At 74.4% G+C, this 25,556-nt stretch carries 22 protein-coding genes and 1 pseudogene; 20 read left to right on the plus strand and 3 right to left on the minus strand.

The window, feature by feature from the left end:
* The first annotated feature begins 111 nt into the window (after window positions 1–111).
* Together ACZ3J7_RS18475 and ACZ3J7_RS18480 are read left to right on the plus strand one after the other, a co-directional pair.
* Window positions 112–3,084 (plus strand): glycoside hydrolase family 48 protein, encoded by a 2,973-nt coding sequence (locus ACZ3J7_RS18475; protein WP_465622010.1) that lies wholly within the window; start codon window positions 112–114, stop codon window positions 3,082–3,084.
* A gap of 227 nt (window positions 3,085–3,311) precedes the next feature.
* Window positions 3,312–4,790 carry a S8 family peptidase gene (locus ACZ3J7_RS18480; protein ID WP_465622012.1) on the plus strand — a complete coding sequence of 493 codons (1,479 nt, stop codon included), beginning with the start codon at window positions 3,312–3,314 and terminating at the stop codon, window positions 4,788–4,790.
* A gap of 18 nt (window positions 4,791–4,808) precedes the next feature.
* Here the strand turns inward: ACZ3J7_RS18480 and ACZ3J7_RS18485 are convergent, their stop codons facing one another.
* Entirely contained in the window at window positions 4,809–5,708 is a 900-nt protein-coding gene (locus ACZ3J7_RS18485) for a HipA family kinase (RefSeq protein WP_465622014.1), read from the minus strand.
* Between the two features lie 103 nt (window positions 5,709–5,811).
* On the opposite strand from ACZ3J7_RS18485, the gene ACZ3J7_RS18490 reads away from it, so the two are divergent.
* The 9 genes and pseudogenes from ACZ3J7_RS18490 (at window position 5,812) to ACZ3J7_RS18530 (ending at window position 16,587) form a co-directional block, all read left to right on the plus strand.
* Window positions 5,812–6,252 (plus strand): SRPBCC family protein, encoded by a 441-nt coding sequence (locus ACZ3J7_RS18490; RefSeq protein ID WP_465622016.1) that lies wholly within the window; start codon window positions 5,812–5,814, stop codon window positions 6,250–6,252.
* A gap of 131 nt (window positions 6,253–6,383) precedes the next feature.
* Window positions 6,384–7,547, plus strand: coding sequence for a glycosyltransferase (locus tag ACZ3J7_RS18495; protein WP_465622150.1), 1,164 nt, complete (start codon window positions 6,384–6,386; stop codon window positions 7,545–7,547).
* Between the two features lie 295 nt (window positions 7,548–7,842).
* Complete coding sequence (locus tag ACZ3J7_RS18500) at window positions 7,843–9,402, plus strand: sugar transferase (protein WP_465622018.1); 1,560 nt, start codon at window positions 7,843–7,845, stop codon at window positions 9,400–9,402.
* Between the two features lie 4 nt (window positions 9,403–9,406).
* Complete coding sequence (locus ACZ3J7_RS18505; RefSeq protein WP_465622021.1) at window positions 9,407–10,729, plus strand: O-antigen ligase family protein; 1,323 nt, start codon at window positions 9,407–9,409, stop codon at window positions 10,727–10,729.
* Window positions 10,726–12,456, plus strand: coding sequence for a lipid II flippase MurJ (locus ACZ3J7_RS18510; protein ID WP_465622023.1), 1,731 nt, complete (start codon window positions 10,726–10,728; stop codon window positions 12,454–12,456). The genes ACZ3J7_RS18505 and ACZ3J7_RS18510 overlap by 4 nt, the downstream gene beginning before the upstream one ends.
* Window positions 12,446–13,246: a polysaccharide deacetylase family protein gene (locus tag ACZ3J7_RS18515; RefSeq protein ID WP_465622025.1), complete on the plus strand. Its 801-nt coding sequence runs from the start codon at window positions 12,446–12,448 to the stop codon at window positions 13,244–13,246. The genes ACZ3J7_RS18510 and ACZ3J7_RS18515 overlap by 11 nt, the downstream gene beginning before the upstream one ends.
* A pseudogene (locus ACZ3J7_RS18520) lies at window positions 13,243–14,358 on the plus strand (glycosyltransferase); the annotation flags it as partial. The gene ACZ3J7_RS18515 and the pseudogene ACZ3J7_RS18520, both read left to right, overlap by 4 nt.
* 316 nt (window positions 14,359–14,674) lie before the next feature.
* Window positions 14,675–15,409: a YveK family protein gene (locus tag ACZ3J7_RS18525; protein ID WP_465622028.1), complete on the plus strand. Its 735-nt coding sequence runs from the start codon at window positions 14,675–14,677 to the stop codon at window positions 15,407–15,409.
* Window positions 15,406–16,587, plus strand: coding sequence for a GNAT family N-acetyltransferase (locus ACZ3J7_RS18530; RefSeq protein WP_465622030.1), 1,182 nt, complete (start codon window positions 15,406–15,408; stop codon window positions 16,585–16,587). The genes ACZ3J7_RS18525 and ACZ3J7_RS18530 overlap by 4 nt, the downstream gene beginning before the upstream one ends.
* Here the strand turns inward: ACZ3J7_RS18530 and ACZ3J7_RS18535 are convergent.
* Both ACZ3J7_RS18535 and ypfJ read right to left on the minus strand, forming a co-directional pair.
* Window positions 16,564–17,646 carry a glycoside hydrolase family 26 protein gene (locus tag ACZ3J7_RS18535; RefSeq protein WP_465622033.1) on the minus strand — a complete coding sequence of 361 codons (1,083 nt, stop codon included), beginning with the start codon at window positions 17,644–17,646 and terminating at the stop codon, window positions 16,564–16,566. The two genes, ACZ3J7_RS18530 and ACZ3J7_RS18535, sit on opposite strands and share 24 nt — an antisense overlap.
* 105 nt (window positions 17,647–17,751) lie before the next feature.
* The gene (ypfJ, locus tag ACZ3J7_RS18540; protein ID WP_465622035.1) at window positions 17,752–18,639 is read right to left on the minus strand and encodes a KPN_02809 family neutral zinc metallopeptidase; all 888 of its coding nucleotides are present in this window, start codon (window positions 18,637–18,639) and stop codon (window positions 17,752–17,754) included.
* A gap of 198 nt (window positions 18,640–18,837) precedes the next feature.
* Here ypfJ and ACZ3J7_RS18545 point away from each other — a divergent pair, with 198 nt between their 5' ends.
* The 9 genes from ACZ3J7_RS18545 (at window position 18,838) to ACZ3J7_RS18585 (ending at window position 25,541) form a co-directional block, all read left to right on the plus strand.
* Window positions 18,838–19,731 (plus strand): hypothetical protein, encoded by an 894-nt coding sequence (locus ACZ3J7_RS18545; RefSeq protein ID WP_465622037.1) that lies wholly within the window; start codon window positions 18,838–18,840, stop codon window positions 19,729–19,731.
* A 105-nt stretch (window positions 19,732–19,836) separates the two neighbouring features.
* On the plus strand, window positions 19,837–21,435 hold the full coding sequence (locus ACZ3J7_RS18550; protein ID WP_465622039.1) for an ABC-F family ATP-binding cassette domain-containing protein: 1,599 nt from the start codon (window positions 19,837–19,839) through the stop codon (window positions 21,433–21,435).
* Between the two features lie 389 nt (window positions 21,436–21,824).
* Window positions 21,825–22,058, plus strand: coding sequence for a helix-turn-helix domain-containing protein (locus ACZ3J7_RS18555; protein ID WP_033254501.1), 234 nt, complete (start codon window positions 21,825–21,827; stop codon window positions 22,056–22,058).
* A 241-nt stretch (window positions 22,059–22,299) separates the two neighbouring features.
* Window positions 22,300–23,100, plus strand: coding sequence for an enoyl-CoA hydratase/isomerase family protein (locus ACZ3J7_RS18560; protein WP_465622042.1), 801 nt, complete (start codon window positions 22,300–22,302; stop codon window positions 23,098–23,100).
* A 154-nt stretch (window positions 23,101–23,254) separates the two neighbouring features.
* Window positions 23,255–23,740, plus strand: coding sequence for an Asp23/Gls24 family envelope stress response protein (locus tag ACZ3J7_RS18565; RefSeq protein ID WP_465622045.1), 486 nt, complete (start codon window positions 23,255–23,257; stop codon window positions 23,738–23,740).
* A gap of 46 nt (window positions 23,741–23,786) precedes the next feature.
* The gene (locus ACZ3J7_RS18570) at window positions 23,787–23,978 is read left to right on the plus strand and encodes a hypothetical protein (protein WP_285735225.1); all 192 of its coding nucleotides are present in this window, start codon (window positions 23,787–23,789) and stop codon (window positions 23,976–23,978) included.
* Window positions 23,978–24,310, plus strand: coding sequence for a hypothetical protein (locus ACZ3J7_RS18575; protein ID WP_465622047.1), 333 nt, complete (start codon window positions 23,978–23,980; stop codon window positions 24,308–24,310). The genes ACZ3J7_RS18570 and ACZ3J7_RS18575 overlap by 1 nt, the downstream gene beginning before the upstream one ends.
* A complete protein-coding gene (locus tag ACZ3J7_RS18580) occupies window positions 24,307–24,909 on the plus strand; it encodes a DUF6286 domain-containing protein (RefSeq protein ID WP_465622050.1) in 603 nt (200 codons plus the stop codon). The genes ACZ3J7_RS18575 and ACZ3J7_RS18580 overlap by 4 nt, the downstream gene beginning before the upstream one ends.
* On the plus strand, window positions 24,906–25,541 hold the full coding sequence (locus tag ACZ3J7_RS18585) for an Asp23/Gls24 family envelope stress response protein (RefSeq protein WP_465622052.1): 636 nt from the start codon (window positions 24,906–24,908) through the stop codon (window positions 25,539–25,541). The genes ACZ3J7_RS18580 and ACZ3J7_RS18585 overlap by 4 nt, the downstream gene beginning before the upstream one ends.
* The last annotated feature ends 15 nt before the right edge of the window (window positions 25,542–25,556 follow it).

Raw genomic sequence — 25,556 nt, forward strand, 5'->3', positions numbered from 1 at the left:
TCGACGGCACTCCCGCAGAACCCACCACTCCGGGCTCGCCACCCCGGTCGGATCAGCCGCGCGCACCACCGTCTTCGGACTCCCCCACCTACCCCCATCCGAGGAGCCGTCATGTCGTCTCCCCCGCTCGACCGAACCCCGCTCGACCGAACCCCGCACGGCCGCGCCCGGCGCGGCCGCACCCCCCGCAGCCGGGTCTCGGCGGCCACCGCCGCGCTCACGCTGCTCGCCGCCGGCCTGTCGACCGCGGTCGCCGTCCCGGCGTCCGCCGCCGTCGTCCAGTGCTCCGTCGACTACACGACGAACGACTGGGGCAGCGGCTTCACCGCCAACGTGGCGATCAACAACAAGGGCACCGCCGCGATCAACGGCTGGACGCTGACCTACTCCTACGCCGGCAACCAGACGCTCTCGGGCAGCGGCTGGAACGGCACCTGGAGCCAGTCCGGCAAGAACGTCACCGTCACCGCCCCGGCCTGGTCGGCCAGCATCGCGGCGGGCGGCTCGGCCACCGCCGGCGCCAACTTCTCGTACAGCGGCACCAACACGGCGCCGACCGCGTTCGCGGTCAACGGCACCAGCTGCACGGGCGCGCACGCGGCCCCGACCACCACGTTGACCAGTCCGGCTCCGGGCGCCAACTACCAGGCGGGGGCGGCGATCCCGCTCTCGGCGACGGCCGCGGCGGCGGACGGCGCGAGCATCAGCAAGGTCGAGTTCTACGACAACACCACGCTGATCGGCACCGCCACCACCGCCCCTTACACCTTCAGTTGGACGGGCGCGGCGAGCGGCAGCCACTCGATCTACGCGAAGGCGTACGACAGCCTGGGCGCGAGCAGCGAGTCGACCCCGGCGGGCATCACGGTGGCGGCGGGGCCGGCGATCAGCGCCACGCCGCTGACCCTGTCGGTGAACCAGGGCAAGACCGGCAGCTTCGCGGTGAAGCTGACCAGCCAGCCCAGCGCGAACGTCACCGTCACCACGACCCGCACCTCGGGCAACACCGGGCTGTCGATCAGCTCGGGCGCGACGCTGACCTTCACGCCGAGCAACTGGTCGACGGCGCAGAACGTCACGCTCACCGCGGACGCGTCGTCCACCGGTTCGGCGACCTTCACCTCCAGCGCCACCGGGTACACCTCCTCGGCGGTCACGGTGACCGAACTGGCCGTCGCCTCGGGCGTGTACAACGACCGGTTCCTGCAGCTGTACAACAAGATCAAGGACCCGGCGAACGGCTACTTCTCGCCGGAGGGCATCCCGTACCACTCGGTGGAGACCCTGCTGGTCGAGGCCCCGGACCAGGGCCACGAGACCACCTCGGAGGCGTACTCGTACCTGATCTGGCTGGAGGCCCAGTACGGGCGGGTCACCAAGGACTGGACGAAGTTCAACGCGGCATGGACGCTCATGGAGACGTACATGATCCCGGGGCACGTCGACCAGCCGACCAACTCGTTCTACAACGCCTCGAAGCCGGCCACCTACGCGCCCGAGCGCCCGCTGCCGAGCGACTACCCGGCCGCGCTGGACACCTCGGTCACCGCGGGCAGCGACCCGATCGCCGGTGAGCTGAAGAGCGCGTACGGCACCGACGACATCTACGGCATGCACTGGCTGCAGGACGTGGACAACGTCTACGGCTACGGCAACGCGCCCGGCAAGTGCGAGGCCGGCCCGTCCGACACCGGCCCGTCGTTCATCAACACCTACCAGCGCGGCGCGCAGGAGTCGGTGTTCGAGACGATCCCGCAGCCGACCTGCGACAAGTTCGCGTACGGCGGCAAGAACGGGTACCTCGACCTGTTCGTCAAAGACAACTCGTACGCCAAGCAGTGGAAGTACACCGACGCGCCGGACGCCGACGCGCGCGCGATCCAGGCCGCGTACTGGGCCGACACCTGGGCCAAGGCCCAGGGCAACAGCGCCCAGGTCGCCACCACGGTGGCCAAGGCCGGCAAGATGGGCGACTACCTGCGGTACTCGTTCTTCGACAAGTACTTCAAGCAGATCGGCAACTGCGTCGGCGCCAGCGCCTGCGCGCCCGGCAGCGGCAAGACCTCCGAGCACTACCTGCTGTCCTGGTACTACGCCTGGGGCGGCGCCACCGACACCTCGGCCGGCTGGTCCTGGCGGATCGGCGACAGTGCGGCGCACGGCGGCTACCAGAACCCGATGGCCGCGTACGCGCTGGTCAACAACCCGGCGATGGCCCCGAAGTCGGCCACCGGCAAGTCGGACTGGTCCACCTCGATGAGCCGCCAGGTCGAGTTCACCCAGTGGCTGCAGTCCAGCGAGGGCGCGATCGCGGGCGGCGCGACCAACAGCTGGGAGGGCGACTACGGGACGCCGCCGGCCGGCACCCCGACCTTCTACGGGATGTTCTACGACGAGGCGCCGGTCTACCACGACCCGGCCTCCAACCAGTGGTTCGGCTTCCAGGCCTGGGGCCTGGAGCGGATGGCCGAGTACTACTACTCCAGCGGTGACCCGAAGGCCAAGGCCATCCTGGACAAGTGGGTGACCTGGGCGCTGTCCAAGACCACCTTCAACGCGGACGGCAGCTACCAGATCCCGTCCACGCTGGCCTGGAGCGGCAAGCCGGACACCTGGAACGCGACCTCCCCGGGCGCCAACGCCGGCCTGCACGTGAGCGTCGTCGACTACACCAAGGACGTCGGCGTGGCCGGCTCCTACGCCAAGCTGCTGGCCTACTACGCGGCCAAGTCCGGCAATGCGGCGGCCAAGACCGCGGCGCAGAAGCTGCTGGACGGCATGTGGGCCAACAACCAGGACGCGCTGGGCATCTCGGTGCCGGAGACCCGCACCGACTACACCCGCTTCAACGACTCGGTCTCGGTGCCGAGCGGCTGGACCGGCACCATGCCCAACGGTGACCCGATCAACGGGACCTCGACCTTCCTGTCGATCCGGTCCTGGTACAAGAACGACCCGTCGTTCGCCAAGGTCCAGGCGTACCTGAACGGCGGCCCCGCGCCGACCTTCACGTACCACCGCTTCTGGGCCCAGGCCGACATCGCCACGGCGATGGCGACCTACGGGGAACTGTTCGGCGGCTGACGAACCATCGCCGCCGACGACACTTCGGCGGCTGACGAACCACCGTCGCCCCCGCCCTGACGCGAGTGCCCGGTCCGACCGACAGCGGACCGGGCACTCGTCCGTTCTGTGGAGATTTACGTACTACCTCTTGCTTTTCCTCATATGGTCTCCATAGTCTCCCGGCCATTCGCGCGCCATCGATCACCCTCGATCGCGTCCGCCGACACTCGGGAGGGTCAACCCCTATGAGCGTTCCCCGGATCCGCCGTTCCGCACTCACCGCGGCCTGTCTCGCCCTCGCGACGGCCGGAGCACTGGCCCTGCCCACCGCGGCGGCGAGCGCCGCGACCGCCGACGGTCCGCTGCTCAGCTACGTCGTCAACACCAAGGCCAACCACGGGCAGACCCAGAAGGCCGAGCGGGAGATCCGCGCGGCCGGCGGCACCGTGGTCGCCTCGTACGAGCGGATAGGCGTGGTGGTCGCGCACTCCGCCGACCCCGGCTTCGCCGCCAAGCTGCGCGCCTCGAAGACGATCGACTCGGTCGGCGCCAGCCGCACCGCGGGCATCCTGGCCGCCGACGTGGAGGACACCGTCCAGGAGGCCGCCATCCCGGCCGCCGCGCCCGCCGACGGCAGCGAGCCGCTCTGGGCCAACCAGTGGGACATGCGGCAGATCGGCGTCGACCGGGCGCACCGGACCACGCTCGGCAGCCGCGCGGTGGTGGTCGGCGTGCTCGACTCCGGCATCGACGCCACCCACGAGGACCTGGCCGCCAACGTCGACCCCGGGCTCTCCGCGTCCTGCCTCGGCGGCACCCCCGACACCAGCTGGCAGTCCTGGCAGCCCACCACCAGCGACCACGGCACCCACGTGGCCGGCACCATCGCCGCCGCGAAGAACGGCAAGGGCGTCGAGGGCATCGCGCCGGGCGTCCGGCTGGCCGCCGTCAAGGTGGTCGACGACGGCGGGTTCATCTACCCCGAGTACGCGATCTGCGGCTTCGTCTGGGCCGCCGAGCACCACTTCCAGGTCACCAACAACAGCTACTACGTCGACCCGTGGATGTTCAACTGCGCCGACGACCCCGACCAGGCCGCGATCAGCGAGGCCGTCCGCCGGGCCGTCGACTACTCGCGCCGCAACGGCGTGCTGAACGTCGCCGCGGCCGGCAACGAGAACATCGACCTGGCGCACAAGACCGTCGACGTCTCCAGCCCGGACGACACCACCCCGGTCGACCGGCCGATCAACGAGAACTGCCTCGACCTGCCCGCCGAGCTGCCCGGCGTGGTCGCGGTCTCCTCGGTCGGCGTCAAGGGCGACAAGTCGTACTACTCCAGCTACGGCCTGAACAAGGTCGCGGTGGCGGCGCCCGGCGGCGACGCCCGCTACCAGCTGCCCGACACCCCCGACCACAACGGGCGGATCCTGTCCACCGTGCGCGGCAACAAGTACGCCTACATGCAGGGCACCTCGATGGCCTCCCCGCACGTGGCCGGCGTCGCCGCGCTGCTCGCCTCCACCCACCCGTGGGCCGGCCCGGACCGGCTGCGCGCCCTGCTGGTGGAGCAGGCCGACGCGCACGCCTGCCCGGCGGGCGTCTACAACCCGGGCGGCACCGGCGCGTTCACCGCCACCTGCGAGGGCACCGACGCGCACAACGGCTTCTACGGGGCGGGCGTGGTCTCCGCCGCGAAGGCGGCCGACTGGTGGCGCAACTGACCGATACCAGCAGGTAGTTCACTCGCCGCCGACGTGCCGGGACCAGTCCGGCTCCACCGGGGCCAGCCCGGCCCGGTTCGGCACCTGCTTCAGCCAGGCCGGACGGGCCGCCAGCCGCGCGGCGGCGGCCCGCTCCTCGGCGGCCCGGATCTGCTCGGGCGTGGCGAAGCCCTCCGGCAGCCAGGCCGCCGAGTGCGCCACCCGGGCGGCCAGGTGCGTCACGTACGCCTCCCGCACCGCGGCCGGCGAGTCGAACCCCGGCTCGTCGGCCAGCCAGGCGTCCGGCACCAGCGCGGCGACCTCGCCCAGCAGCTCCGGCGTGACCAGCGGGGCGAGCGCGGCGTCGGCGGCGGCCAGGTCGGGGCCGTAGCCGCCGAGCGCGTGGCCGCTCAGGTCGTAGCGCTTGTGCACGGAGGCGGCGGCGGACGCCCAGCGGTGGTGGAAGACCAGGCCCGCGCCGTTGTCGATCAGCCACAGCCGCCCGTGCCAGACCATCAGGTTGGGGTTGTGCACGCTGCGGTCGACGTTGCCGGTCAGCGCGTCCAGCCAGACCACCCGGCCCGCCTCGGCGGGGGAGACCTCGATCATCCCGGGCCGGAAGTCCCGCGCGCCGGGCAGCAGGTCCATCCCGAGGTTGCGTCCGGCGCTGGCCCGCAGCAGGTCCTGGATCTCCTGGTCGGGCTCGTCGGCCGCCACCGCCGGGTCGAAGTCCACCAGCACCAGCGGCGGCACCCGCAGCCCCAGCCGCCGGGCCAGCTCGCCCACGATCACCTCGGCCACCAGCGCCTTCACGCCCTGCGCGGCCCCGGTGAACTTCACCACGTACGTCCCCAGGTCGTCGGCCTCGACCACCCCGGGCACCGACCCGCCCGCCCGCAGCGGGTCGACATAGCGCAGCGCCTTCACCTCATCGAGCATCCGCCCACCCTAACGCGAAGGGCCTCCCCGGGTTTGGCGGCCGTCCGGGGCGATGATTGGGTGGGGCCGACCGTCGAGCAGCCGACCGAGGAGAAGTGAAGCGATGGGCAAGGTGCACGCCACCACCGAGCGGACGTACGGGGCCGACCCGGCGAAGGTGTACGAGGTGCTGGCCGACTACGCGGTGACCCGGCCGAAGCTGCTGCCCGCGCAGTACAGCGAGTACGAGGTCCGGGCGGGCGGTCAGGGCGCCGGGACGCAGGTGCACTGGAAGCTGCAGGCCACCGAGAAGCGGGTGCGCGACTGCCTGTTCACGGTGTCGGCGCCCAGCCCGGAGAAGCTGGTGGAGACCGACGCCAACTCCTCGATGGTGATCACCTGGACGGTGTCGGCGGTCGGCGAGAGCGGCAGCCGGGTCACCGTGGAGGCGAGCTGGACGGGCGCCACCGGCATCGGCGGCTTCTTCGAGCGGACCTTCGCGCCGAAGGGCCTGAACCGGATCCACGACCAGGTGCTGGCCAACCTGGCGGCCGAACTCGGCTGACCGCCGGGGCGACCCCTGAGGCGATCGGACACCCGTGCGGAGCGTCATCCGTACGGGTGTTTGGCTTCCCCGGGACGGGTGAAGCGGGCCCGGGCGGGGGGTGCCGTCAACTTAGGCTCCGGGCCGTGCAGATGACGATCCTTCATGTGTCCCAGCCGGTCGACGGCGGGGTGGCCCGGGTGGTGGTGGACCTGGTGCGCGGTCAGCGCGCGGCCGGGTGCCGGGTGCTGGTGGCGTGCCCGCCCGGCGGCCGGCTCGCCCGGGAGGCCGCCGCGGCCGGCGCCCGGGTGCTGGACTGGCCCGCCGAGCGCTCGCTCGGCGCGAGCACCGCCGGGGAGGTCTGGCGGCTGCGCCGGATCGTCCGCCGGGCCGAACCGGACGTGCTGCACCTGCACAGCGCGAAGGCCGGGCTGGCCGGGCGGCTGGCGGCCCGCGGCACCCCGGCGACGGTGTTCCAGCCGCACGCCTGGTCGTTCGCCGCGGTGGAGGGCGCGCTGGCCGGGGCCAGCCTGCGCTGGGAGCGGCACGCCACCCGCTGGGCCCGCACCGTGCTGTGCGTCAGCGAGCGGGAGCGGGCGGACGGCGAGGCGGCCGGGCTGGTCGCCGACTGGCGGGTGGTGCCCAACGGCGTCGACCTGGAGCACTTCGCGCCCGCCGGCCCGGCCTCCCGCCGGGCCGCCCGGATGACCCTGGGCCTGGACCAGGGCGACCCGCTGGCGGTCTGCGTGGGGCGGCTGTGCCGGCAGAAGGGCCAGGACGTGCTGCTGGACGCCTGGACGAGGGTGCAGCTGGCCCGTCCGGCGGCCCGGCTGGTGCTGGTCGGCGGCGGTCCGGACGCGGAGGCGCTGGCCGAGCGGGTGCGCGGCCTGCCGGACCCGTCCCGGGTGCGGATGGTCGGCGACGTGGCCGACCCGCGGCTGTGGCTGGCGGCGGCCGACCTGGCGGTGCTGCCCTCGCGCTGGGAGGGGATGGCGCTGGCGCCGCTGGAGGCGATGGCCTGCGGCCGGCCGGTGCTGCTGACCGACGTGCCGGGCGCCCGGGAGTGCCTGCCCCCGGCCGACCGGGAGCGCGCGGTGGTGCCGCCGGAGAATTCCGGTGCGCTGGCCGAACGGCTGGTCGAATTGCTGGGCGATCGGATCGAATGCGAACGGCGCGGTGCGGCGGCCCGCGCGCACGTGGCAGATCATCACGATATTCGCGGGGTGGTCCAGCAGGTGGCGGCGGTCTACCGGACGATCGTCCGGAGCGGGGCGGTGCCGGTGGGCCGTGCGGACCGTGTCCCGCAGCGGTTCTGATCGTTTGTCAGACCGTGAACGCCCGCCCGCGCAGGTGCGGACTTCTTTCCTGAATGTCTGATTATTGGGCGGGTGGAATGAAATGGCATGTCAGCCCCCTGCGCGCCAGTCGGCGTTCGGTAATGTCTGATTTTGCCTGCTTCGTCTCCATTTTTGGTACAGAAATGGTCGACCGCCTTTCACGGCAGCAGGTGCTTACCTGGACCGCGTCCACCGGGCCGGGGCGCCGAGCCGGTGCGCGTCCGGTCCGGCTGCCCGGCCGCGGCGGGTACACAGCAGGGGAGTTCGTGCGCTGATGACCATTGACCACGAGAGCGTCCCGCGACCGGGCAGAACACTGACCGGCCCCGGGCCGGGCCCCGGCCGGTCCGGCGGCGGAGCCGGTCACCGCCCCGGCGGCGACGTGCTCGACCGGCCGAGGATCCGGACGAAGGGCCGGCCACGACCCCGCACCGCCGCGCCCCGGCCGTCCGCCGGGGTCGGCCGGCACCGGGGCCGACTGCACTCCCGGGTCGCCCTGCCGCTCGCACTGGCCGCCGCCGACGCCCTGGCGGTCGGCCTGGCCGCCGCCGCCACCACCCCCGCCGGCACCCGCCCGATCACCACCGCCGCGCTGCTGCTGCCCGCCCTGCTCCCGCTCAACCTGGCCGGCGGCCTCTACCGCGCCCGGCTCAGCCTCTCCGCCCTCGACGAACTCCCCGCCCTGGCCGCCCGCGCCGCCGTCGCCACCGCCTTCGCGATCACCGCGGACGCCTGCCTGGCCGGCCGCTGGACCGACCTCGGCCCGATCAGCCCGCTGCGGCTGCTCGCGCTGCTGGTGCTGGTGCTCCCGCTGGCCGCGCTCGGCCGGGCCTTCGTCCACCACCTCACCCGCAAGGCCCGCCGCCGCCGGCCCAGCCCCGTCCTGATCCTCGGCGCGGGCGAGCTCGGCCAGCGGATCGCCGCGGTGCTCACCGCCCGCCCCGAGTACGGCCTGCGGCCGGTCGGCTACCTCGACCCCGACCCGGTGCTGCTGCCGCCCGGCAGCCCGCTGCCGGTGCTCGGTGGCCGCGAGGTGCTCGGCCGGGTGCTGCGCCGCTACCGGATCCACCACGTGCTGGCCACCGCCGGCGCCGCCGACGAGGCCGATACGCTGGCCGCGCTGCGGCAGGCCGCCCGGCTCGGCTGCCAGGTCTGGCTGGTGCCGGGCCTGCGCGAGTTCGACTCGGTCCGCGGCGCGGGCGACCACCTGTGGGGCTTCCCCTGTCTGCGCCTGGGCGCCCCCGCGATGCGGCGCGGCGGCTGGATCGTCAAGCGCGGCTTCGACATCGCCGCGGCCGGCCTCGGCCTGCTGCTGATCTCCCCGGTGCTGGCCGCCTGCGCCCTCGCGGTGCGCTGGGACACCGGCCCCGGCGTGCTCTTCCGCCAGCAGCGCACCGGCCTGGACGGCAAGGTCTTCACCGTCCTGAAGTTCCGCACCCTGCGCCCCTCCAACGAGCACGAGTCGGCCACCCGCTGGAACATCGCGCAGGACCACCGGATGGGCGCCATCGGCAAGTTCCTCCGCAAGACCTCGCTGGACGAGCTGCCCCAGCTGTGGAACGTGCTGTGCGGCGACATGAGCCTGGTCGGCCCGCGCCCCGAACGCCCGTACTTCGTCATGCGGTTCGGCCAGGCGTACCCCGAGTACGCCGACCGGCACCGCGTCCCGGTCGGCCTGACCGGCCTGGCCCAGGTCAACGGGCTGCGCGGGGACACCTCGATCGAGGACCGGGCGCGCTTCGACAACCGCTACATCGAGGGCTGGAGCCTGTGGGGGGACGCCAAGGTCCTGCTCCGCACCGCCGCCCTGGTGGTCCGCCCGGACGGGAGCTGAACCCATGGCCATCGCCCTCCCACTCCCGCACCCCGCGAAGCGGTTGGCCGCCATAGTCCCGGCCCGGCCGAGCTGGCTGGCGGCCGCGACGGTCCTCCTGGTGTGCGTGCCCACGGGGGAGAAGGACGTCACCGCGTCCGTGCACGTCACCCCGGCCGACCTCGCCTCGCTGGCCCTGGTCGGGCTGATCGCCCTCGACCTGCTGCGCGGTCGGCTGCCCCGGCTCGACCCGGCCGCCTGCGCCCTGTTCGGCGGCGTGGTGCTGGCCGCCGCCGTCGCCACCGCGCACTCCATCGACCCGGCCGGCAGCGCCACCGGCTTCGTCCGGCTGGTGCAGATCTTCGTGCTGGTGCCCGCCGCCGTGCTGCTCGCCGTCCGCGACACCCTCGACCGGCGCCTGGTGCTCGGCTCGTTCGTCCTCGCCGCCCTGATCGAGGGCGCCGTCGGCGCCCACCAGTACCTCACCCGCACCGGCGCCTCCTACACCGGCCAGCCGATCCGCGCCATCGGCACCTTCGGCGCCCTCGACGTCATGGCGATGTCGACCGTCGTCTCGTACGGGCTGCTCGCCGCCCTCGGCCTGGCCCTCGCCGAGCGCCGCCCCGACGGCAGCAGGGCCCTGCGCCGGACGATGTGGGCCAGTGCCGCGTTCCTCGCCTTCCCGCTCGCCGTCTCCTTCAGCCGGGGCAGCTGGATCGCCACCGCCGTCGCCGCGAGCGTGCTGCTGCTGCGCGCCGACGCCCGGCTCGCCGTGAAGGGCGTGCTGGTCGGCGCGGCCGCCGCCGTGGTGCTGGTCGGCGGCCTCGGCCTCGGCGCCTCCGGCGTCACCGAACGGCTCAGCTCGATCGGCTCGGTCTCCGCCGCCCCCGACCAGTCCGTCTCCGACCGCTACGACCTGTGGGGCACCGCCGGCCGGATCTGGCAGGACCACCCGCTCACCGGCGCCGGACCGAAGGCCTTCCAGCAACTGCGCGACAGCCACGCCCCGCTGCGGCTCTCCTCCGGCAGCGACGCCGCCGACCCCACCATCGGCTTCCAGCGCGAACCGCTGCTCTCCCCGCACAACATGTACTTCCTGGTGCTCAGCGAACAGGGCCTGCTCGGCGTCATCGCCTACCTGGCGCTGTTCCTCGCCCTGCTGGCCGGCTGCCTGCGCCGCGCCACCGGCCCCGGCCTGGCCGCGCTCGCCCTGCTCTGCTGGGTGCTCTGGGACTTCCTCTACGCCGACATCGGCGGCACCACCACGGTGCTGACCTCGGTGGTGCTCGGCCTGGCCGCCCGCACCGCCTTCCCCGGCCCCGAACCCCTTGAGGCGAACGGCGCATGACGACCGACCAGCCGGTGGCGGAGGCCGCCCCCGCCGCCACCGCCGTCCCCGCCCCGCGCCCCGGCGCGGCGGCCGAACCCGCCCGACGCGGCTTCCTGGCCAAGGCCTTCGGCGTCACCGCGCTGCTCAGCGCGGCCGGCTCCGCCCTCGGCCTGCTCCGCGACCTGCTGCTGGCCCGGTACTTCGGCGCCAACCAGGGCACCGACGCCTTCCTGGTCGCCTGGACGGTCCCGGAGACCGCCGCACCGCTGCTGATCGAGGACGCGATGGCGTTCCTGATGGTCCCGGCCTTCAGCCTGGCCCTCGTCCTGCGCGAGGAGCGCCCGCACGGCCCGGACCCCGTACGGCAGTTGACCCGCTCCACGCTGCCCTGGCTGCTGCTCGCGCTGTGCACGCTCTCCGCCGCCGTCGTGCTCGGCGCGCCCCGGCTGGTCGGACTGCTCGCCCCCGGGCTGGCCGACCCGCAGCTCGCCGTCACCTGCACCCGGATCACCGCGCTCACCATCCTGCCGTTCGGCGTGGCCGGCTACCTCGCCTCCGCGCTGCGCGCCCTGCACTCCTTCACCGCGCCCGCCGTCATCTACGTGATGTACAACCTGGGCATCCTGGCGCTGCTGCTCAGCGGCCACCGGCTGCTCGGGGTGCGCTCCGCGGCGATCGGCGTCGCGGTCGGCAGCGCGCTGATGGCCGGCGTGCTGCTGCTGCCGTTCGCCCGCAAGCTGCGCTCCGGCGGGCGGCGGCGCGGGCTGAGCCGGGGAGCCGCCCGCCGACTGGTGCTGATCCCGCTGGCGCTGCTGCCGGTCGCCGCGTTCACGCTGACCCGGCAGGCCCAGGTGTTCATCGAGCGCTACCTCGGCTCCGGCCTGCCCCCCGGCACCATCTCGCACCTCAACTACGCCGCGAAGGTCAGCCAGTTGGCGATGACCTCGGCCATCCTGATCGTCACCGTGACCTTCCCGGTGGTGGCCCGGGCGATGGCCGCCGGCGACTTCGCGGCGGCCCGCGACCGGGTCGAGAAGGACCTCGGCCAGGCCGCCGCACTGGTCCTGCTCGGCACCGCCTTCCTGATGGCCTGCGCCCCCGCGCTGGTCTCGCTGCTGTTCCAGCGCGGTGCGTTCGGCCCCGCCGACACCTCCGCCACCGCCGCCGTGATCCGGGTCTACTCCTTCGGACTGCCCGCCCAGGCGATGATCGGCGTGATGGTCCGGCCGTACTTCTGCGTCCGCCCGGTGGTGCGCCGCGCCGACGCCCCGCGCGCCGAGGGCGACCGGATCACCTGGCCGGACTGGTACCCGGTCGGCGCGATGCTGCTCGGCCTGGCCGTCACCTTCGCGGTCGGCGTCGGCGCCACCCCGCACCACGGCGCGCTCGGCCTGGCCGCCGGCAACGCGGCCGGCATCACCACCACCGCGGCGCTGCTGATGCGCGGCCTGGTGCTGCGCGGCGTCGCGCTGCGGCTGCGCCTGGTGCTCGGCGGCCAGGCCCGGCTGCTCGGCGCCGCCGTCGCCGCCGCCGCGCTGGGCTGGCTCGCCACCCGGGCCACCGCCTCCCCGCTGCCCGCCGCGCTGCTCGGCGGCACCACGGTCCTGCTGGCCTTCGCCGTCCTCGGCGCGCTGCTGGGCGCCGCCGAGGTGCGCGGCCCGGTGCTGGGCCTGCTCGCCCGGGCCCGCCGCTCCGGGCCCGTCCCGTCCCCCGCCGCCGAAGGGAAGTCGCGTCATGGCCGCTGACCACCGCCTGCCGGCCCAGGCACTGGCCCCCAGGCTCGCGCCCTGGATCCTGATGTACCACTCGGTGGCGGAGGAGGCCGAGGACCCCTACCTGCTCACCGTCGCCCCCGAGCGGTTCGCCGAGCAGATGGACTGGCTGCACCGCACCGGCCGGCGCGGCGTCAGCGTCCGCGAACTGCTGGCCGCGCAGTCCCGCGGCCGGGAGGACCGGCTGGTCGGCCTGACCTTCGACGACGGCTACGCCGACTTCGCCCGGCACGCCGTCCCGGTGCTGCGCGAGTACGGCTTCACCGCCACCGCGTACGTCGTCCCCGACCTGCTCGGCGCCGACAACCACTGGGACACCGAGGGCCCGCGCAAGAAGCTGCTCACCGTCGACCAGGTCGTCGAACTCGCGGGCGCCGGCTGGGAGATCGCCTCGCACGGCCTCGGCCACCAGGCCCTGCCCGGCCTCTCCCCGGCCGCGCTGGAACGCCAGACGGCGGACAGCCGGCGCGCCCTGGAGGACCTGGTCGGCGGTCCGGTCACCGGCTTCTGCTACCCGTACGGCGCGGTCGACCTGCCCGCCACCCTGGCCGTCCGGGAGGCCGGGTACGACTACGCCTGCGCGATCGAGCACTCCTGGCTGACCAGCCGCTACGCCCTGCCGCGCTGCTACGTCGGCGACCGGGACGGCGCCTGGCGGCTGCGCGCCAAGCACGGCCGGCACCGCTGGCGGGACGCCGTGACCGGGCTGCGCTGGGCCCCGCCGAAGACCGTGCCGAAGGCAGCCGTGGGAGAGCTCCGATGAAGGTCCTGCACGTGGTGACCGGCCTGCACGCGGGCGGCGCCGAACGCCAACTCGCCCTGCTGCTGCGGCACCTGCCCGGCGACCAGCGGCACGAGGTGGCCGCCCTGACCAACCCCGGCACGGTCGCCCGCGAACTGCGCGCCGACGGCTTCACCGTCCACCACCTCGACATGCGCGGCAACCGCGACCTCGGCGTGCTGCCCCGGCTCACCCGGCTGATCCGGGCCGGCCGCTACGACCTGGTGCACACCCACCTGTACCGGGCGATGCTGTACGGGCGGCTCGCCGCCCGGCTGGCCGGTGTCCGCGCGGTGCTCGCCACCGAGCACTCGCTGCAGTCCGGCGTGATCGAGGGCCGGCCCACCTCGCGCGGCGTCAAGGCGCTCTACCTCGGCGCCGAACGCCTCGGCAGCACCACCCTCGCGGTCTCCGGCCAGGTCGCCGCCGTGCTCGGCCAGTGGGGCGTGCCCGCCGACCGGGTCCGACTGCTGCCCAACGGCGTGGACGCCGCCCGGTACCGCTTCACCCCCACCGAACGTGCCGCCCACCGGGGTCGACTGCGCGCCCAACTCGGCCTCCCGATCGGCGCGTTCGTGATCGGCGCGGTCGGCCGGCTGGTGCCCGGCAAGCGCTTCCACGTCCCGCTGGAGGCGCTCGGCCGGCTCACCGACGCCCGGCTGCTGCTGATCGGCGAAGGCCCCGAACGGCCCGCCCTGCTCGACCTGGCCGCCCGGCTCGGCGTCCGCGACCGCCTGGTGCTCACTGGCGAACGCGACGACGTGCCCGAACTCCTCACCGCCGTCGACGTGCTGGTCTCCCCCTCGTGCGAGGAGACCTTCGGCCTGGCCGCCCTCGAAGGCCTCGCCGCCGGGCTGCCCCTGCTGCACTCCGCCTGCCCCGCCCTCGCCGAACTCCCCTCCGACGCCGCCCCGCACGCCCGCCTGCTCCCCTCCGAACCCGAGCCCTACGCACGGGAGTTGGCCCTCCTCGCCACCACCCGCCCCGGCCCCTTCCCGGTCCCGCCGGCCGTCGCCCACTACGACGTCGCCCGCATCGCGGCCGAACTCGCCACCCTCTACCGCGAGTCGGTCGCCGCCCGGCCCGCCCGCCGCACCGGCCCGGCCACGGTTCCGGCCCCGGCCACAGTTCCCGCCGACGGGCTCCCGCGCCCGGCGGTGAGCGCCGCCAGGCCCGCCGCCAAGTCCGCCGCCCGGCCCGCCGCCGCGCCGGTGCCGCCCGCCCGGCGCGGCGGGCGGAAGGCCGGGGCTGCCCCCAAGCAGGGAGCGGCCGGACCGCCCGGCGGGCGGCGGCGGAGCCCGGGCAAGCAGCCCTGACAGAGCCCCGCCCGGCGCGCACCGCGTTCCGGCGGTGCCGCGCCGCGCCGCGCACCGACACCCGTTCACCCCTACCACCCTCCTGGAGTCACCGATGCCCGAACCACGCCGCAGCGCCCGCGCGCTGGCCCGCCGCTGGTGGCCGCTGGCCGTCGCCGTCCCGCTCGGTGCGGTGGCCGGGGCCGGCTACGCCGCCGTCTCGCACCCCAGTTACGCCGCCAGCTCCTACGTGGTGGTCGTCCCGAACAACCCCGGCGAGAACGCGACCGCCGTCAACTTCGCGCAGGCGTACGGCCGGCTCGCCGGCCAGCCGCAGGTGCTGATCGGCGCCGCCGCCGAGACCGGCCACACGGTGGCCACGCTGTCCGGGCTGGTGCGCGGCACCACCTCACCGGACGCCCCGATGATCGAGATCACCGGCACCGGCCCCCGGGCCGACGAGGCGGTGAAGAACGCCGACGCGGTCGCCAAGTCGCTGATCGCGTTCGGCAACACCAGCAGCAAGGAGACCGGCGTCCGGCTGGTCCCGCTGGCCCCCGCCGCCGAACCGGACGCCCCCGCCTCGCCGTCCGCCGCCCTGGACACCGCGGTCGGCGCGGCCGCCGGCGTGCTGCTCGGCACGCTGGTGATGCTCACCCGGCGCAAGGACGGACCGGCCGTCCGGGCCGAACTGCCCGCCCAGGCCGAGCCGAAGTCCGCCGCCCAGGCCGAGCCCGGGCCCGCCGCCCAGGCCGAGCCCAAGTCGGGTTCCGGGTCCGGGGCCGAGTCCAGGACGGGGTCCGAGTCCGGGGCCCAGTCCGGAGCCGAGCAGCCGGTGGCCGCCCGGTGAAGCTCCGCCAGCGGCCCGCCCCCGGCCCCCGGGTGCCCGCCCAGCCGGCCCGCTCCGCCGCCGACCGCGAGCGGTGGACGGCCGAGGTGCTGCGCGCCGACGACGCCCTCGACCGGACCGCCGACGAGTGGGACGACCTGCACCGCCGCTGCGCCACCGCGACGGCCTTCCAGGCCGCGCCCTGGCTGCGCTCCTGGTGGCGCGGCTACGGCCGCCCCGGCGCGCTGGTGCTGGTGCTGGTCCGCCGCGACGGACGGCTGGTCGCCGCCGCCGCGCTGCGCCGCCGGGGCCCGTTCGGCGGCCTGACCAACCTGGGCGCCGGACTGGTCGACTTCACCGACGTGCTGCTCGACGACGACTGCGCCGACCGGGCCGCCGCCGAACTGGCCGCCGCCCTCCCGCTGCGCCGCTTCTGGCACAGCCTGGAGCTGCGCGAGGTGCACCCCTCGGCCGCCGTGCAGCGGGTGTACGCGCACTGGCGCGGCCGCCGCCACCGGTACGCCGACTCGCTCTGCCAGTACCTGCCGGCCGTCCCGATGGACGAGCTGCTCAAGCGGCTGCCCGGCAAGACCGCCCAGCGGACCAGGGTCAAGCTCCGCAAGATCGCCCGGTCCGGGGTGGTCGTGCACTCCGCGACCGCCGAGGAGGTCCCGTACACGGTGAGCGAGTTGCTGCGGCTGCACATGCTGCAGTGGCAGGACCGCGGGGTCACCCCGGAGCACCGCACCGCGCGCTTCGCCGAGCACCTGACCGCGTCGACCACCGGCCTGGTGGCGACCGGCCGGGGGGCGATACACCGGTTCGAGCTGGACGGCGAGGTGGTGGCGGTGAACCTGGTGATCCTCGGCGCCCCGTTCGGCGGCCTGTACATGTACGGCGCGCACCCCGGGCTGCGCGACAAGGTCGACATCGCCGGGATGCTGTTCGGCGCCGCCCTGGACGAGGTCCGCGCCGCCGGGATCCCGCAGCTCAGCCTGTTGCGCGGGCAGGAGCCGTACAAGCAGCGCTGGCGGCCCGACCAGCTGTCCAACCAGCGCCTGGTGCTCGGCCCGGGCCGGCTCGCCCCCGCGGCCGCCGTCCGCGCGCTGCGGATCCGGGCCCGGAACGCCGCCGTCCACCTGCTGCGCACCCGGGCGCCGAGGCTCAAGGAGGCGCTAGCGAAGCGCCGACTGCGGTGAGGCCTTCACCGGCCCGACGGCCCCGGAGGAGCCCGCCATCAGCTGCTTGTACACCGCCGCCGACCTCGGGTTCTCCTTGCACTGCCAGAAGCCGTGCGGGCAGTAGTCGGTGACGGTCTGGTAGGCGGTGTCGTGGGTGCGCATCCACTCCACCATCCGCCGGACGAACTCCGGGTTGTCGCCGTTGCGGAACAGCCCCCACTCCGGGTAGGACACCGGCTTGCCGCGCTTGGCGGCGAACTCCACCTGGTCCTGCAGCCCGTACGGCTCCGAGACGTACTCGTCGAAGGTGCCGCCGGCGGGCTGGTCGTAGCTGTCCATGCCGATGATGTCGACCACGTCGTCGCCCGGGTAGCAGCGCGTCCAGGGGATGGCGTCCAGCCCGCGGGTGGGGGTGAAGTCGAAGGAGAAGCGCTGCCCGGGCACCGAGCGCATCACGCCCACGATCCGCCGCCAGTACGCCTTCCAGGCCGTCGGGTCGGGCTTGCAGCGCGAGGTGTAGGTGACGCCGTTCATCTCCCAGCCCAGGGTGATGACGGTGTCGCCGCCGCCGAACGCCACCAGCTTCCGGGCCAGGCGCAGGAAGTGCTGGTCGAACTCGCCCTGGTTGCCGCGCGCCAGCAGCCGGGCCACCTCGGCGTCCGGCACGTTGCCCTCGTTCGGGACGAGCATCGGCACGCCCAGCACCAGCCGCCGCCCCGGGTCGGACTGCCGCCACTGCGACCACAGGCCGAGCACCATCGGCTCGCCCTCGATGTCCTGCCAGCCGTTGCCCGCCAGGTAGGTGTGCCCGACCTGCATGTTGGCGTTGTTCAGCCAGGACGCCATCCGCGCGATGTTCGGGATGTAGGTGTCCCAGGACCCGACGAACGCCCCGAACGGCACCTCGTGCAGCGCCCGCTGCACCGCCGGCCGGGGCGCCGCCCCGCGCGGCTGGATCGCCTCGGAGGAGAGCGCCGCGTGGCGCTCGGTCTGGCTCAGCGGCGTGCCGGACGGCACGCTCGCGGTGGTCACCAGCAGCAGGGCGGCCGCGGCCAGGGTCAGGCGGCCGAGACGCATGGGTTCTCCGTACGGGTCCAGGGGACGATTCCGGCCCCAGGAGCCTAGCCTGACGAACCGTCAGAAATGCCTCATGTCACTCCAACGGGTCAGCCCGGCGGCCGGTCAGCCGAAGGTGTCGCACGCCGTCGGGTCGCCGGTGCGGTAGCCGGTGGTGAACCACTGCTGCCGCTGCGCCGCCGAGCCGTGCGTCCAGGTCTCCGGGTTGGTGCGCCCGGTGGCCCGCTGCTGGATCCGGTCGTCGCCCACCGACTGGGCGGCGTCCAGCGCCAGCGCGATGTCCTGGTCGGTCAGCTGGGTGATCAGCGGCCGCCCGGTGGACGGCTGCGGGGTGGTGGTGGCGTGGTGCGTCCACACCCCCGCGTAGCAGTCGGCCTGCAGTTCCAGCTTGACCGAGGCGCTGTTCGCGCCCTGCCGGTCGCCGCCGACCCGGTCCATGGTGCCCAGCAGGTCCTGCACGTGGTGCCCGTACTCGTGCGCCACCACGTACGCCTCGGCGAACGGACCGCCCTGGGCGCCCAGTTGGCGGGTCATGTCATCGAAGAAGCCCAGGTCGAAGTAGGCCTTGCGGTCGCCGGGGCAGTAGAACGGGCCGACCGCCGAGGTCGCGGTGCCGCAGGCGGTGGCCACCCGGTCGGTGAACAGCACCGTGGGCGCCTGGGTGTAGGTCCGGCCGCGGGCGGTGAAGTCGCCCTGCCAGTACGCCTGGACGCTGTTGACCACGGCCAGGATCCGGCAGTCCTGCCGCCGGTTGGCGTCCGCCCCCGTCTTGCAGGCCGAGCTGAGCTGCGCGGAGCTGGTGGCCTGGCCGACCGGTGGCGCGGCCGGCTGGTCGGCGGCGCCGAACAGCCCCGGGTCGACGCCGAACAGCAGCGCCACCACCAGTCCGAGCAGACCGACCACCCCGCCGCCGATCGCCAGCCCCCCGCCGGGCACGCCGCGCCGGTCCTGCACCTGCGAGCCGTCGAGCTCCGCGTCGTCGTCGAACTGCATTCCGTCTCACCTCTGTAACAGTCCGTTGGGCACCGCTCTCGTACCCTAGCCGTCCGGATGCATGCGGCCGGGCCTCAGCGGCGCAGGTCGGAACGGGTCGCGTGAGGGCCGGATAAAGGTCTGGACCAGGGACACGCCAGGGGTCGCCGGGCGGTAAACCGGGAGCTGCCGTCCGTGCCCGCCGGATAAACTCCGGCCGTGTCCTCCAACCCGCTGCGAAGCCTGTCGCCCCGATCGGTCCTGCCCGCCGCCGCCGTCCTGCTGGTCCTCGGCGCCGGCGCCGCGGCCCACGCCAACCGCCCCGAGCCGTTCGGCGACCGGGTGGTCCCGGGCGCGGCGGACGCCAGCCCGGTGAGCGTGCGGTCGGCCGGAGCGGGCGAGATCGACTTCCGCACCGGCCCCGGCGTGGAGGCCTACGCCAAGGCCACCGGCGAGCGCCTGTGGTCCTACCGCCGCGAGGGCGCGACCGCGCTGCACCTGGAGCTGGTCGGCGACGACGCCGCCGTGGTCTGGGACGACGGCATGGTCACCTCCGTCGACACCCGGGACCACTCGGTGCGCTGGCACCGCAGCGTCCCCGGCCTGGCCGACTGGCTGCGCGCCGCCGGCGAGCCCGGCGCGGAGGAGCGGACCGAGGGGCAGCGCCGGCAACTGGCGGTCCAGCGCGCCGCCGAGGCCCTGCACCCGTCCGCGGACCGGGTCAACGACGCGTTCGTGACGGTGGTCACGCCCGGCCTGCTGATGGGCTTCCGCGAGCGCGACGGCGACCTGCGCTTCAACTCCCGCCCCCCGGCGGGCTGCACGTTCTCCCCGCAGCGCACCGCGGAGACCGACGACGCGGTGCTGGTGCCGAGGCTGTGCCCGCCCGGCAGCGGCGGCGGCGTCATGGTGTTCTCGCTCACCGACCGCGGCAACTTCCTCAACACCGGCCCCGACGTGGTGATGCGCCCGCTGGACGGCCACCGGGTCTCGGTCGAGGACGGCCCGGTGATCGGCAGCTGGGTGTACGACACCGCCCTGGGCAGCCGGGAGGCCGCGTGCGGCACCGCCGCCACCCCGTTCGCGGCGGCCCGGCAGACCTGCGCCAAGTGACCCGGGCCACCCGGCCCGGCGGAGCCGGAAAAGGGTTTCGGGGGCTCCCGTAGACTTGGTTCCGATGGCTGAGAGCCATACCCGTGCCGAGGAGAGACCCCAGCCATGATTTCCGCGAACGCCCTGGAGCTCCGTGCCGGTGCCCGCGTCCTGATCGAGTCCGCCAGCTTCCGGATCGCCCCCGGCGACCGGATCGGCCTGGTCGGCCGCAACGGCGCGGGCAAGACCACGCTGACGAAGGTGCTGGCCGGCGAGGGCCTCCCGGCCGGCGGCTCGGTCACCTCCTCGGGCGAGGTCGGCTACCTGCCGCAGGACCCGCGCACCGGCGACCTCGACGTGCTGGCCCGGGACCGCATCCTGTCCGCCCGCGGCCTCGACACCGTGCTCAGGAAGATGCGCGAGAACGAGGAGCGGATGGCCAACGGCAAGGGCGCCACCCGCGACAACGCGATGAAGAAGTACGCCCGGCTGGAGACCGAGTTCCTCACCAAGGGCGGCTACGCCGCCGAGGCCGAGGCCGCCACCATCGCCGCCGCGCTCGGCCTGCCGGACCGCATCCTGGGCCAGCCGCTGCACACCCTCTCCGGTGGTCAGCGCCGCCGCGTCGAGCTGGCCCGGATCCTGTTCTCGGACGCCGACATCCTGCTGCTCGACGAGCCCACCAACCACCTCGACGCGGACTCGATCGCCTGGCTGCGGGACTTCCTGAAGACCTACAAGGGCGGCTTCATCGTCATCTCGCACGACGTCGACCTGGTCGAGACGGTCGTCAACAAGGTCTTCTACCTGGACGCCAACCGCGCCGCCATCGACATCTACAACATGGGCTGGAAGCAGTACCAGCAGCAGCGCGAGGACGACGAGAAGCGCCGCAAGCGCGAGCGCGCCAACGCCGAGAAGAAGGCCGCGACGCTGAACGCGCAGGCCGACAAGATGCGCGCCAAGGCGACCAAGACCGTCGCCGCGCAGAACATGGCCCGCCGCGCCGAGAAGCTGCTCTCCGGCCTGGAGCAGGCCCGGGTCTCCGACAAGGTCGCCAAGCTGCGCTTCCCCGACCCGGCCCCGTGCGGCAAGACCCCGATGACCGCCTCCGGCCTGTCCAAGTCGTACGGCTCGCTGGAGATCTTCACCGACGTCGACCTGGCGATCGACCGCGGCTCCAAGGTCGTCGTGCTCGGCCTCAACGGCGCGGGCAAGACCACCCTGCTGCGGATGCTGGCCGGAGTGGAGAAGCCGGACACCGGCGAGGTGATCCCCGGGCACGGCCTGAAGATCGGCTACTACGCGCAGGAGCACGAGACGCTCGACCCGGAGCGCACCGTGCTGGAGAACATGCGCTCCGCCGCGCCGGACACCGACCTGGTGCAGATCCGCAAGATCCTCGGTTCGTTCCTGTTCTCCGGCGACGACGTCGACAAGCCGGCCGGCGTGCTCTCCGGTGGCGAGAAGACCCGGCTGGCGCTGGCCACCCTGGTGGTCTCCAGCGCGAACGTGCTGCTGCTCGACGAGCCGACCAACAACCTGGACCCGGCCAGCCGCGAGGAGATCCTCGGCGCGCTGCGCTCCTTCACCGGCGCGGTCGTGCTGGTCACCCACGACGAGGGCGCGGTCGACGCGCTCCAGCCGGAGCGGATCATCCTGCTCCCGGACGGCGTCGAGGACCTGTGGAGCCCCGCCTACCACGACCTGGTCTCGCTGGCCTGACACCCGGGCCCCGGCCCGCCTCCGGCCCCGACCGGCCACCTCCCGGCCCGCTCCGGGCCACCGTGCGGACCTCGCGAGTAGACGCGGGGTCCGCTTCCGGTACGAGGAGAACTCGTCCCGCGTCGACCACGGGGGCACCGGGGCGGGTGCCGCCGTCCTCCCGGTCGGAGCGCGCGGTTTGCCCGCTGACGGTCCGGGCTGAGCAGCGGATTCGCTCAGGGGGGCGAATCGCCGAGGGGCGCGCACACCCTCCGTGAGCGCCCTGGTGCGGAGCGCGCACCACCGTCCGCGCCCGCTTTCCGGCGACCGACCTTGTCGAATGGGTGGCCAGGAGCCTTGCGATGGGTGATCATGGGAATCTGACCGATCACCTCTACGAGGAGGCACGGGTGGCCGAGACTCTGAAAAAGGGCAGCCGGGTAACAGGTGCCGCGCGTGAGAAGCTCGCGGCCGATCTCAAGAAGAAGTACGACTCCGGGGCGAGCATCCGCGCCCTCGCGGAGGAGACGGGCCGGTCCTACGGCTTCGTCCACCGCATGCTCAGCGAGTCCGGGGTCAACCTCCGGGGTCGCGGCGGAGCCACCCGCGGCAAGGGCAAGGCCGCTGCGGCCACCGGTTCCTGACGAGTCGTCACCCCGGGCGGGCGGCACCCGAGCAGCCCCGGCCGCCCCGCACCCGCCAGTACGCTGCTCGCCACGCACGACGCTCCACAACGGATCGGCGGCCGGGTCCTCCCGAGCCGCCGACCGCCGTTTCCGGGCCCGGTCGACGGCTCCCTGTACGTGTGTCGGAGGCTTTGTTACTCTCCAGTAGCCCGTCGGGGGTCGGCGGGCGCCCCGCCCCGCCGCTGGAAGGTAACCCGCCATGAGCACCGACATCCCCGACGCCGACCGCACCGAGTGGGAGAAGGCCGGCGTCCGCCTGGAGCTGGACGGCGAGCTGGCCACCGTCACCCTCTGTGACCCGACCCGCCGCAACGCCCAGACCCCCGCGATGTGGCGCGCCCTGGCCGCGGTCGGCCGCGCGCTGCCCGGCGACGTCCGGGTCGTCCTGCTCACCGGCGAGGGCAGCTCCTTCTCGGCCGGCCTCGACCGCGCCATGTTCACCCCCGAGGGCATCCCCGGCGAGACCGGCTTCCTCCAGCTCGCCGCCTCCACCGACGCCGAACTCGACGCCGCGATCGCCTCCTACCAGGAGGCCTTCACCTGGTGGGGCCGCAACGACCTGGTCACCATCGCCGCCGTCCGCGGCCACGCCGTCGGCGCCGGCTTCCAGCTCGCCCTCGCCTGCGACCTGCGGATCGTCGCCGAGGACGTCCAGTTCGCGATGAAGGAGACCTCGCTCGGCCTCGTCCCCGACCTGGCCGGCACCAAGCCGCTCACCGCGCTCGTCGGCTACGCCCGTGCCCTGGAGATCTGCGCCACCGGCCGCCGGATCGGCGCCGAGGAGGCCGTCTCCACCGGCCTCGCCAACCTGGCCGTCCCCGGCACCGACCTCGCCGCCGCGGCCGCCGACCTCGCCGCCGCCCTGCTGGCCGCCCCCCGCGCCGCCGTGATCGAGACCAAGGCGCTGCTGCGCGGCGCGATCGACCGCAGCTACGACCAGCAGCGGGCCGCCGAGCGCGAGGCGCAGGCGCGCCGGCTCCGGGACCTCGCGGGGATGTAGCGGGCGCGGAGCGGGGGAGGAGCGCACGGCGGGAAGGTGCGGACGGGGGACCCGGGTCCTTCGTTCGCACCTTTTGTCGTGCGCGTCGCGTGGCGGAATGTCAGGGTTGGGGTGGTTTGCGATATAGCTGATGTCGAACGTCAGGAGAACCGAGATGACGCAGCCTCACAACCCCACCCCGTCGGACCTGCAGAAGGACGCGCCGGAGAAGCGGCCGCCCGGCGAGCGCGGCAGCACCTCCCTCGCCGTCGGAGTGGTGGAGAAGATCGCCGGCATGGCGGCCCGGGAGGTCTCGGGCATCCACGCCCTGGGATCCGGCTTCTCCCGGACGTTCGGCGCGATGCGGGACCGGGTGCCGGGTTCGAGTTCGAAGTCGGGAGTCGGGCGCGGCATCAAGGCGGAGGTCGGCGAGAAGCAGGCCGCCGTCGACATCGCGCTGGTGGTCGAGTACGGGGTGGTGATCCCCAAGCTGGCCGCCGAGGTGCGCCGCAACATCATCGAGGCCGTCGAGCGGATGACCGGCCTGGAGGTGGTCGAGGTGAACATCGCCGTGAACGACGTCCACCTGCCCGATGACCCCGACGAGGACGACGAGGAGGAGGACGCCCCGTCCTCCGGCAAGCGTCCCCGCGTGCAGTGAGTCGTGACCGTCCCGAGTGCCGAGCAGGATCGCGAAGGAGCAGTGGATGAATCTGGCGCTGATGGGCCTGCTGACCGGCATGGCCCTTGGCTTCGCCGGCTACTTCGGCGGATTCGGAGCCTTCCTGCTGGTGGCGGCGCTCGGCGCGGTCGGATTCGTGGTCGGGCGGCTGATCGAGGGGGACATCGAACTCGGTGACCTCGGCGACCTGCTGCGCGGCCGGGACCGGCGGCGCTGATGACCCACCCGGGGGTGGTCGCGCAGCGCGGCGCGGAGCGGGTCGCGGACCGGGTCTACCGGCGGATCGCGGCCCGGGCCGCCGCCGACGCGCTCGCCCCGGCCTGGCAGGACCGGCCGGGCCGGGGCCCGTACCCGAAGGTCTCGGCGACGCTCTCGCACGGCCGGGTCCGGCTGACCCTGCACCTGGAGCTGCCGTTCCCGTCCGACGTGGGCGCGCTCTCCCGGACCGCCCGCGACGCGGCCTGCCGGACCGTCGCCGAGCTCACCGGCACGCCGGTGACCGGGGCGGACGTGATCGTGGACCGCCTGCACCCGGCGGTCGCCCGATGAGCACGGTGGAACAGGGGGCCTCGCCCGTGGTCAAGCGGCGGCGCCGGGCCGGGCGGTGGCTGCGCTCCGAACGGGCGGTGCCGACCGCGCTGGTGGTCGCCGTACTGGTGGTGGCCGCCGGGACGCTGCTGTACGACGTGATCGCGGTCCGGGCCGGCGGACAGGCCCGGCCGTGGCGGCGGGAGCTGTCCGAGCAACTGGCCACCCGGCACCTGGACGACCCGTGGGTGCTCGGCATCGCGGGCGGCGCCGTCGCGCTCGGGCTGCTGCTGCTCTGGCTGGCCCTCGCCCGCGGCCTGCGCGGCTGGCTCGCGCTGGAGCCGCGCGGCGCGGCGATCCACCGCACGGCGGTCGCCGCGCTGATCGCCGGCCGCGCCCAGCGGCGCGCCGACGTGCACTCCTGGCAGGTGAAGGTCGGCCGGCGGCGCACCCGGGTCACCCTGACCGGCACCCCCGACCCGGCCGGCGCCGAGCGCGAGCTGCGTGCCGAACTGGCCCGGATCCCGCTGGCCGCGCCGCACCGACTGGACGTCCGTACCCGCCCCGTCCACGAACGCCACCGCCGCCGCGAACTCGCCGAGCTGGAGCCGCCCCGATGAGCCGACGCGCCGTCAACCGCACCGTCCTGGGCCTGGTCGGGCTCGGCCTGCTGGCCGGCGGGGCGCTGGTGCTGCTCGGCGGGCTCGACGCCTACCGGCACCTCGGGATCACCCCGCCCGACTGGTGGCCGCTGACCTCGCCCGACCAGCCGGTGCTCAGCGCGGACAGCCGCACCCGCTGGACCGACCGCGACTGGTGGTGGCCGGTGGCGATCGCCGTCCCCGCGCTGGTGATCGTCGGCTGCCTGTGGTGGCTGTTCTCCCAGCTGCGCCGCGGCGGCCCGGCCGGCGTCGACCTGCCCTCGCCCGCCGCGTCCGGCGATCCGCACTTCGCGCTGCACGTGCGCAGCCGGGCCGTCGAGGAGGCGATCGAGAGCGAGACGGTCGCGCTCCCGGACGTCGACCGGGTCACCGTCAAGGTGGTCGGCGCCGCCCGCCGCCCCCGGGTGCGCACCGCCGTCCGGATCGCGCCCGGCGCCGACACCGGCGCCCTGGTCGCCGCCTACGGCGCCGGCCCGGTCGAGCACGCCCGCCGCTCGCTCGGCCTGGCCGCGCTGCCCGCCGAGCTGCGGCTGCGCGGCGGCAGGCCGCACAGGGAGCGCGGCGGGAAGAAGCAGCCCCGGGTGCGCTGAGCGGCGCCGGGCGCG

This window comes from Kitasatospora sp. NPDC015121 (genome assembly GCF_055562955.1).

Excerpts from the sequence above, each read along its gene's own strand:
- ACZ3J7_RS18475 (WP_465622010.1), top strand. The coding sequence starts at position 112 with ATGTCGTCTCCCCCGCTCGACCGAACCCCGCTCGACCGAACCCCGCAC.
- ACZ3J7_RS18480 (WP_465622012.1), top strand. The coding sequence starts at position 3,312 with ATGAGCGTTCCCCGGATCCGCCGTTCCGCACTCACCGCGGCCTGTCTC.
- ACZ3J7_RS18485 (WP_465622014.1), bottom strand. The coding sequence starts at position 5,708 with ATGCTCGATGAGGTGAAGGCGCTGCGCTATGTCGACCCGCTGCGGGCG.
- ACZ3J7_RS18490 (WP_465622016.1), top strand. The coding sequence starts at position 5,812 with ATGGGCAAGGTGCACGCCACCACCGAGCGGACGTACGGGGCCGACCCG.
- ACZ3J7_RS18495 (WP_465622150.1), top strand. The coding sequence starts at position 6,384 with ATGACGATCCTTCATGTGTCCCAGCCGGTCGACGGCGGGGTGGCCCGG.
- ACZ3J7_RS18500 (WP_465622018.1), top strand. The coding sequence starts at position 7,843 with ATGACCATTGACCACGAGAGCGTCCCGCGACCGGGCAGAACACTGACC.
- ACZ3J7_RS18505 (WP_465622021.1), top strand. The coding sequence starts at position 9,407 with ATGGCCATCGCCCTCCCACTCCCGCACCCCGCGAAGCGGTTGGCCGCC.
- ACZ3J7_RS18510 (WP_465622023.1), top strand. The coding sequence starts at position 10,726 with ATGACGACCGACCAGCCGGTGGCGGAGGCCGCCCCCGCCGCCACCGCC.
- ACZ3J7_RS18515 (WP_465622025.1), top strand. The coding sequence starts at position 12,446 with ATGGCCGCTGACCACCGCCTGCCGGCCCAGGCACTGGCCCCCAGGCTC.
- ACZ3J7_RS18525 (WP_465622028.1), top strand. The coding sequence starts at position 14,675 with ATGCCCGAACCACGCCGCAGCGCCCGCGCGCTGGCCCGCCGCTGGTGG.
- ACZ3J7_RS18535 (WP_465622033.1), bottom strand. The coding sequence starts at position 17,646 with ATGCGTCTCGGCCGCCTGACCCTGGCCGCGGCCGCCCTGCTGCTGGTG.
- ypfJ (WP_465622035.1), bottom strand. The coding sequence starts at position 18,639 with ATGCAGTTCGACGACGACGCGGAGCTCGACGGCTCGCAGGTGCAGGAC.
- ACZ3J7_RS18550 (WP_465622039.1), top strand. The coding sequence starts at position 19,837 with ATGATTTCCGCGAACGCCCTGGAGCTCCGTGCCGGTGCCCGCGTCCTG.
- ACZ3J7_RS18560 (WP_465622042.1), top strand. The coding sequence starts at position 22,300 with ATGAGCACCGACATCCCCGACGCCGACCGCACCGAGTGGGAGAAGGCC.
- ACZ3J7_RS18565 (WP_465622045.1), top strand. The coding sequence starts at position 23,255 with ATGACGCAGCCTCACAACCCCACCCCGTCGGACCTGCAGAAGGACGCG.
- ACZ3J7_RS18570 (WP_285735225.1), top strand. The coding sequence starts at position 23,787 with ATGAATCTGGCGCTGATGGGCCTGCTGACCGGCATGGCCCTTGGCTTC.
- ACZ3J7_RS18575 (WP_465622047.1), top strand. The coding sequence starts at position 23,978 with ATGACCCACCCGGGGGTGGTCGCGCAGCGCGGCGCGGAGCGGGTCGCG.
- ACZ3J7_RS18580 (WP_465622050.1), top strand. The coding sequence starts at position 24,307 with ATGAGCACGGTGGAACAGGGGGCCTCGCCCGTGGTCAAGCGGCGGCGC.
- ACZ3J7_RS18585 (WP_465622052.1), top strand. The coding sequence starts at position 24,906 with ATGAGCCGACGCGCCGTCAACCGCACCGTCCTGGGCCTGGTCGGGCTC.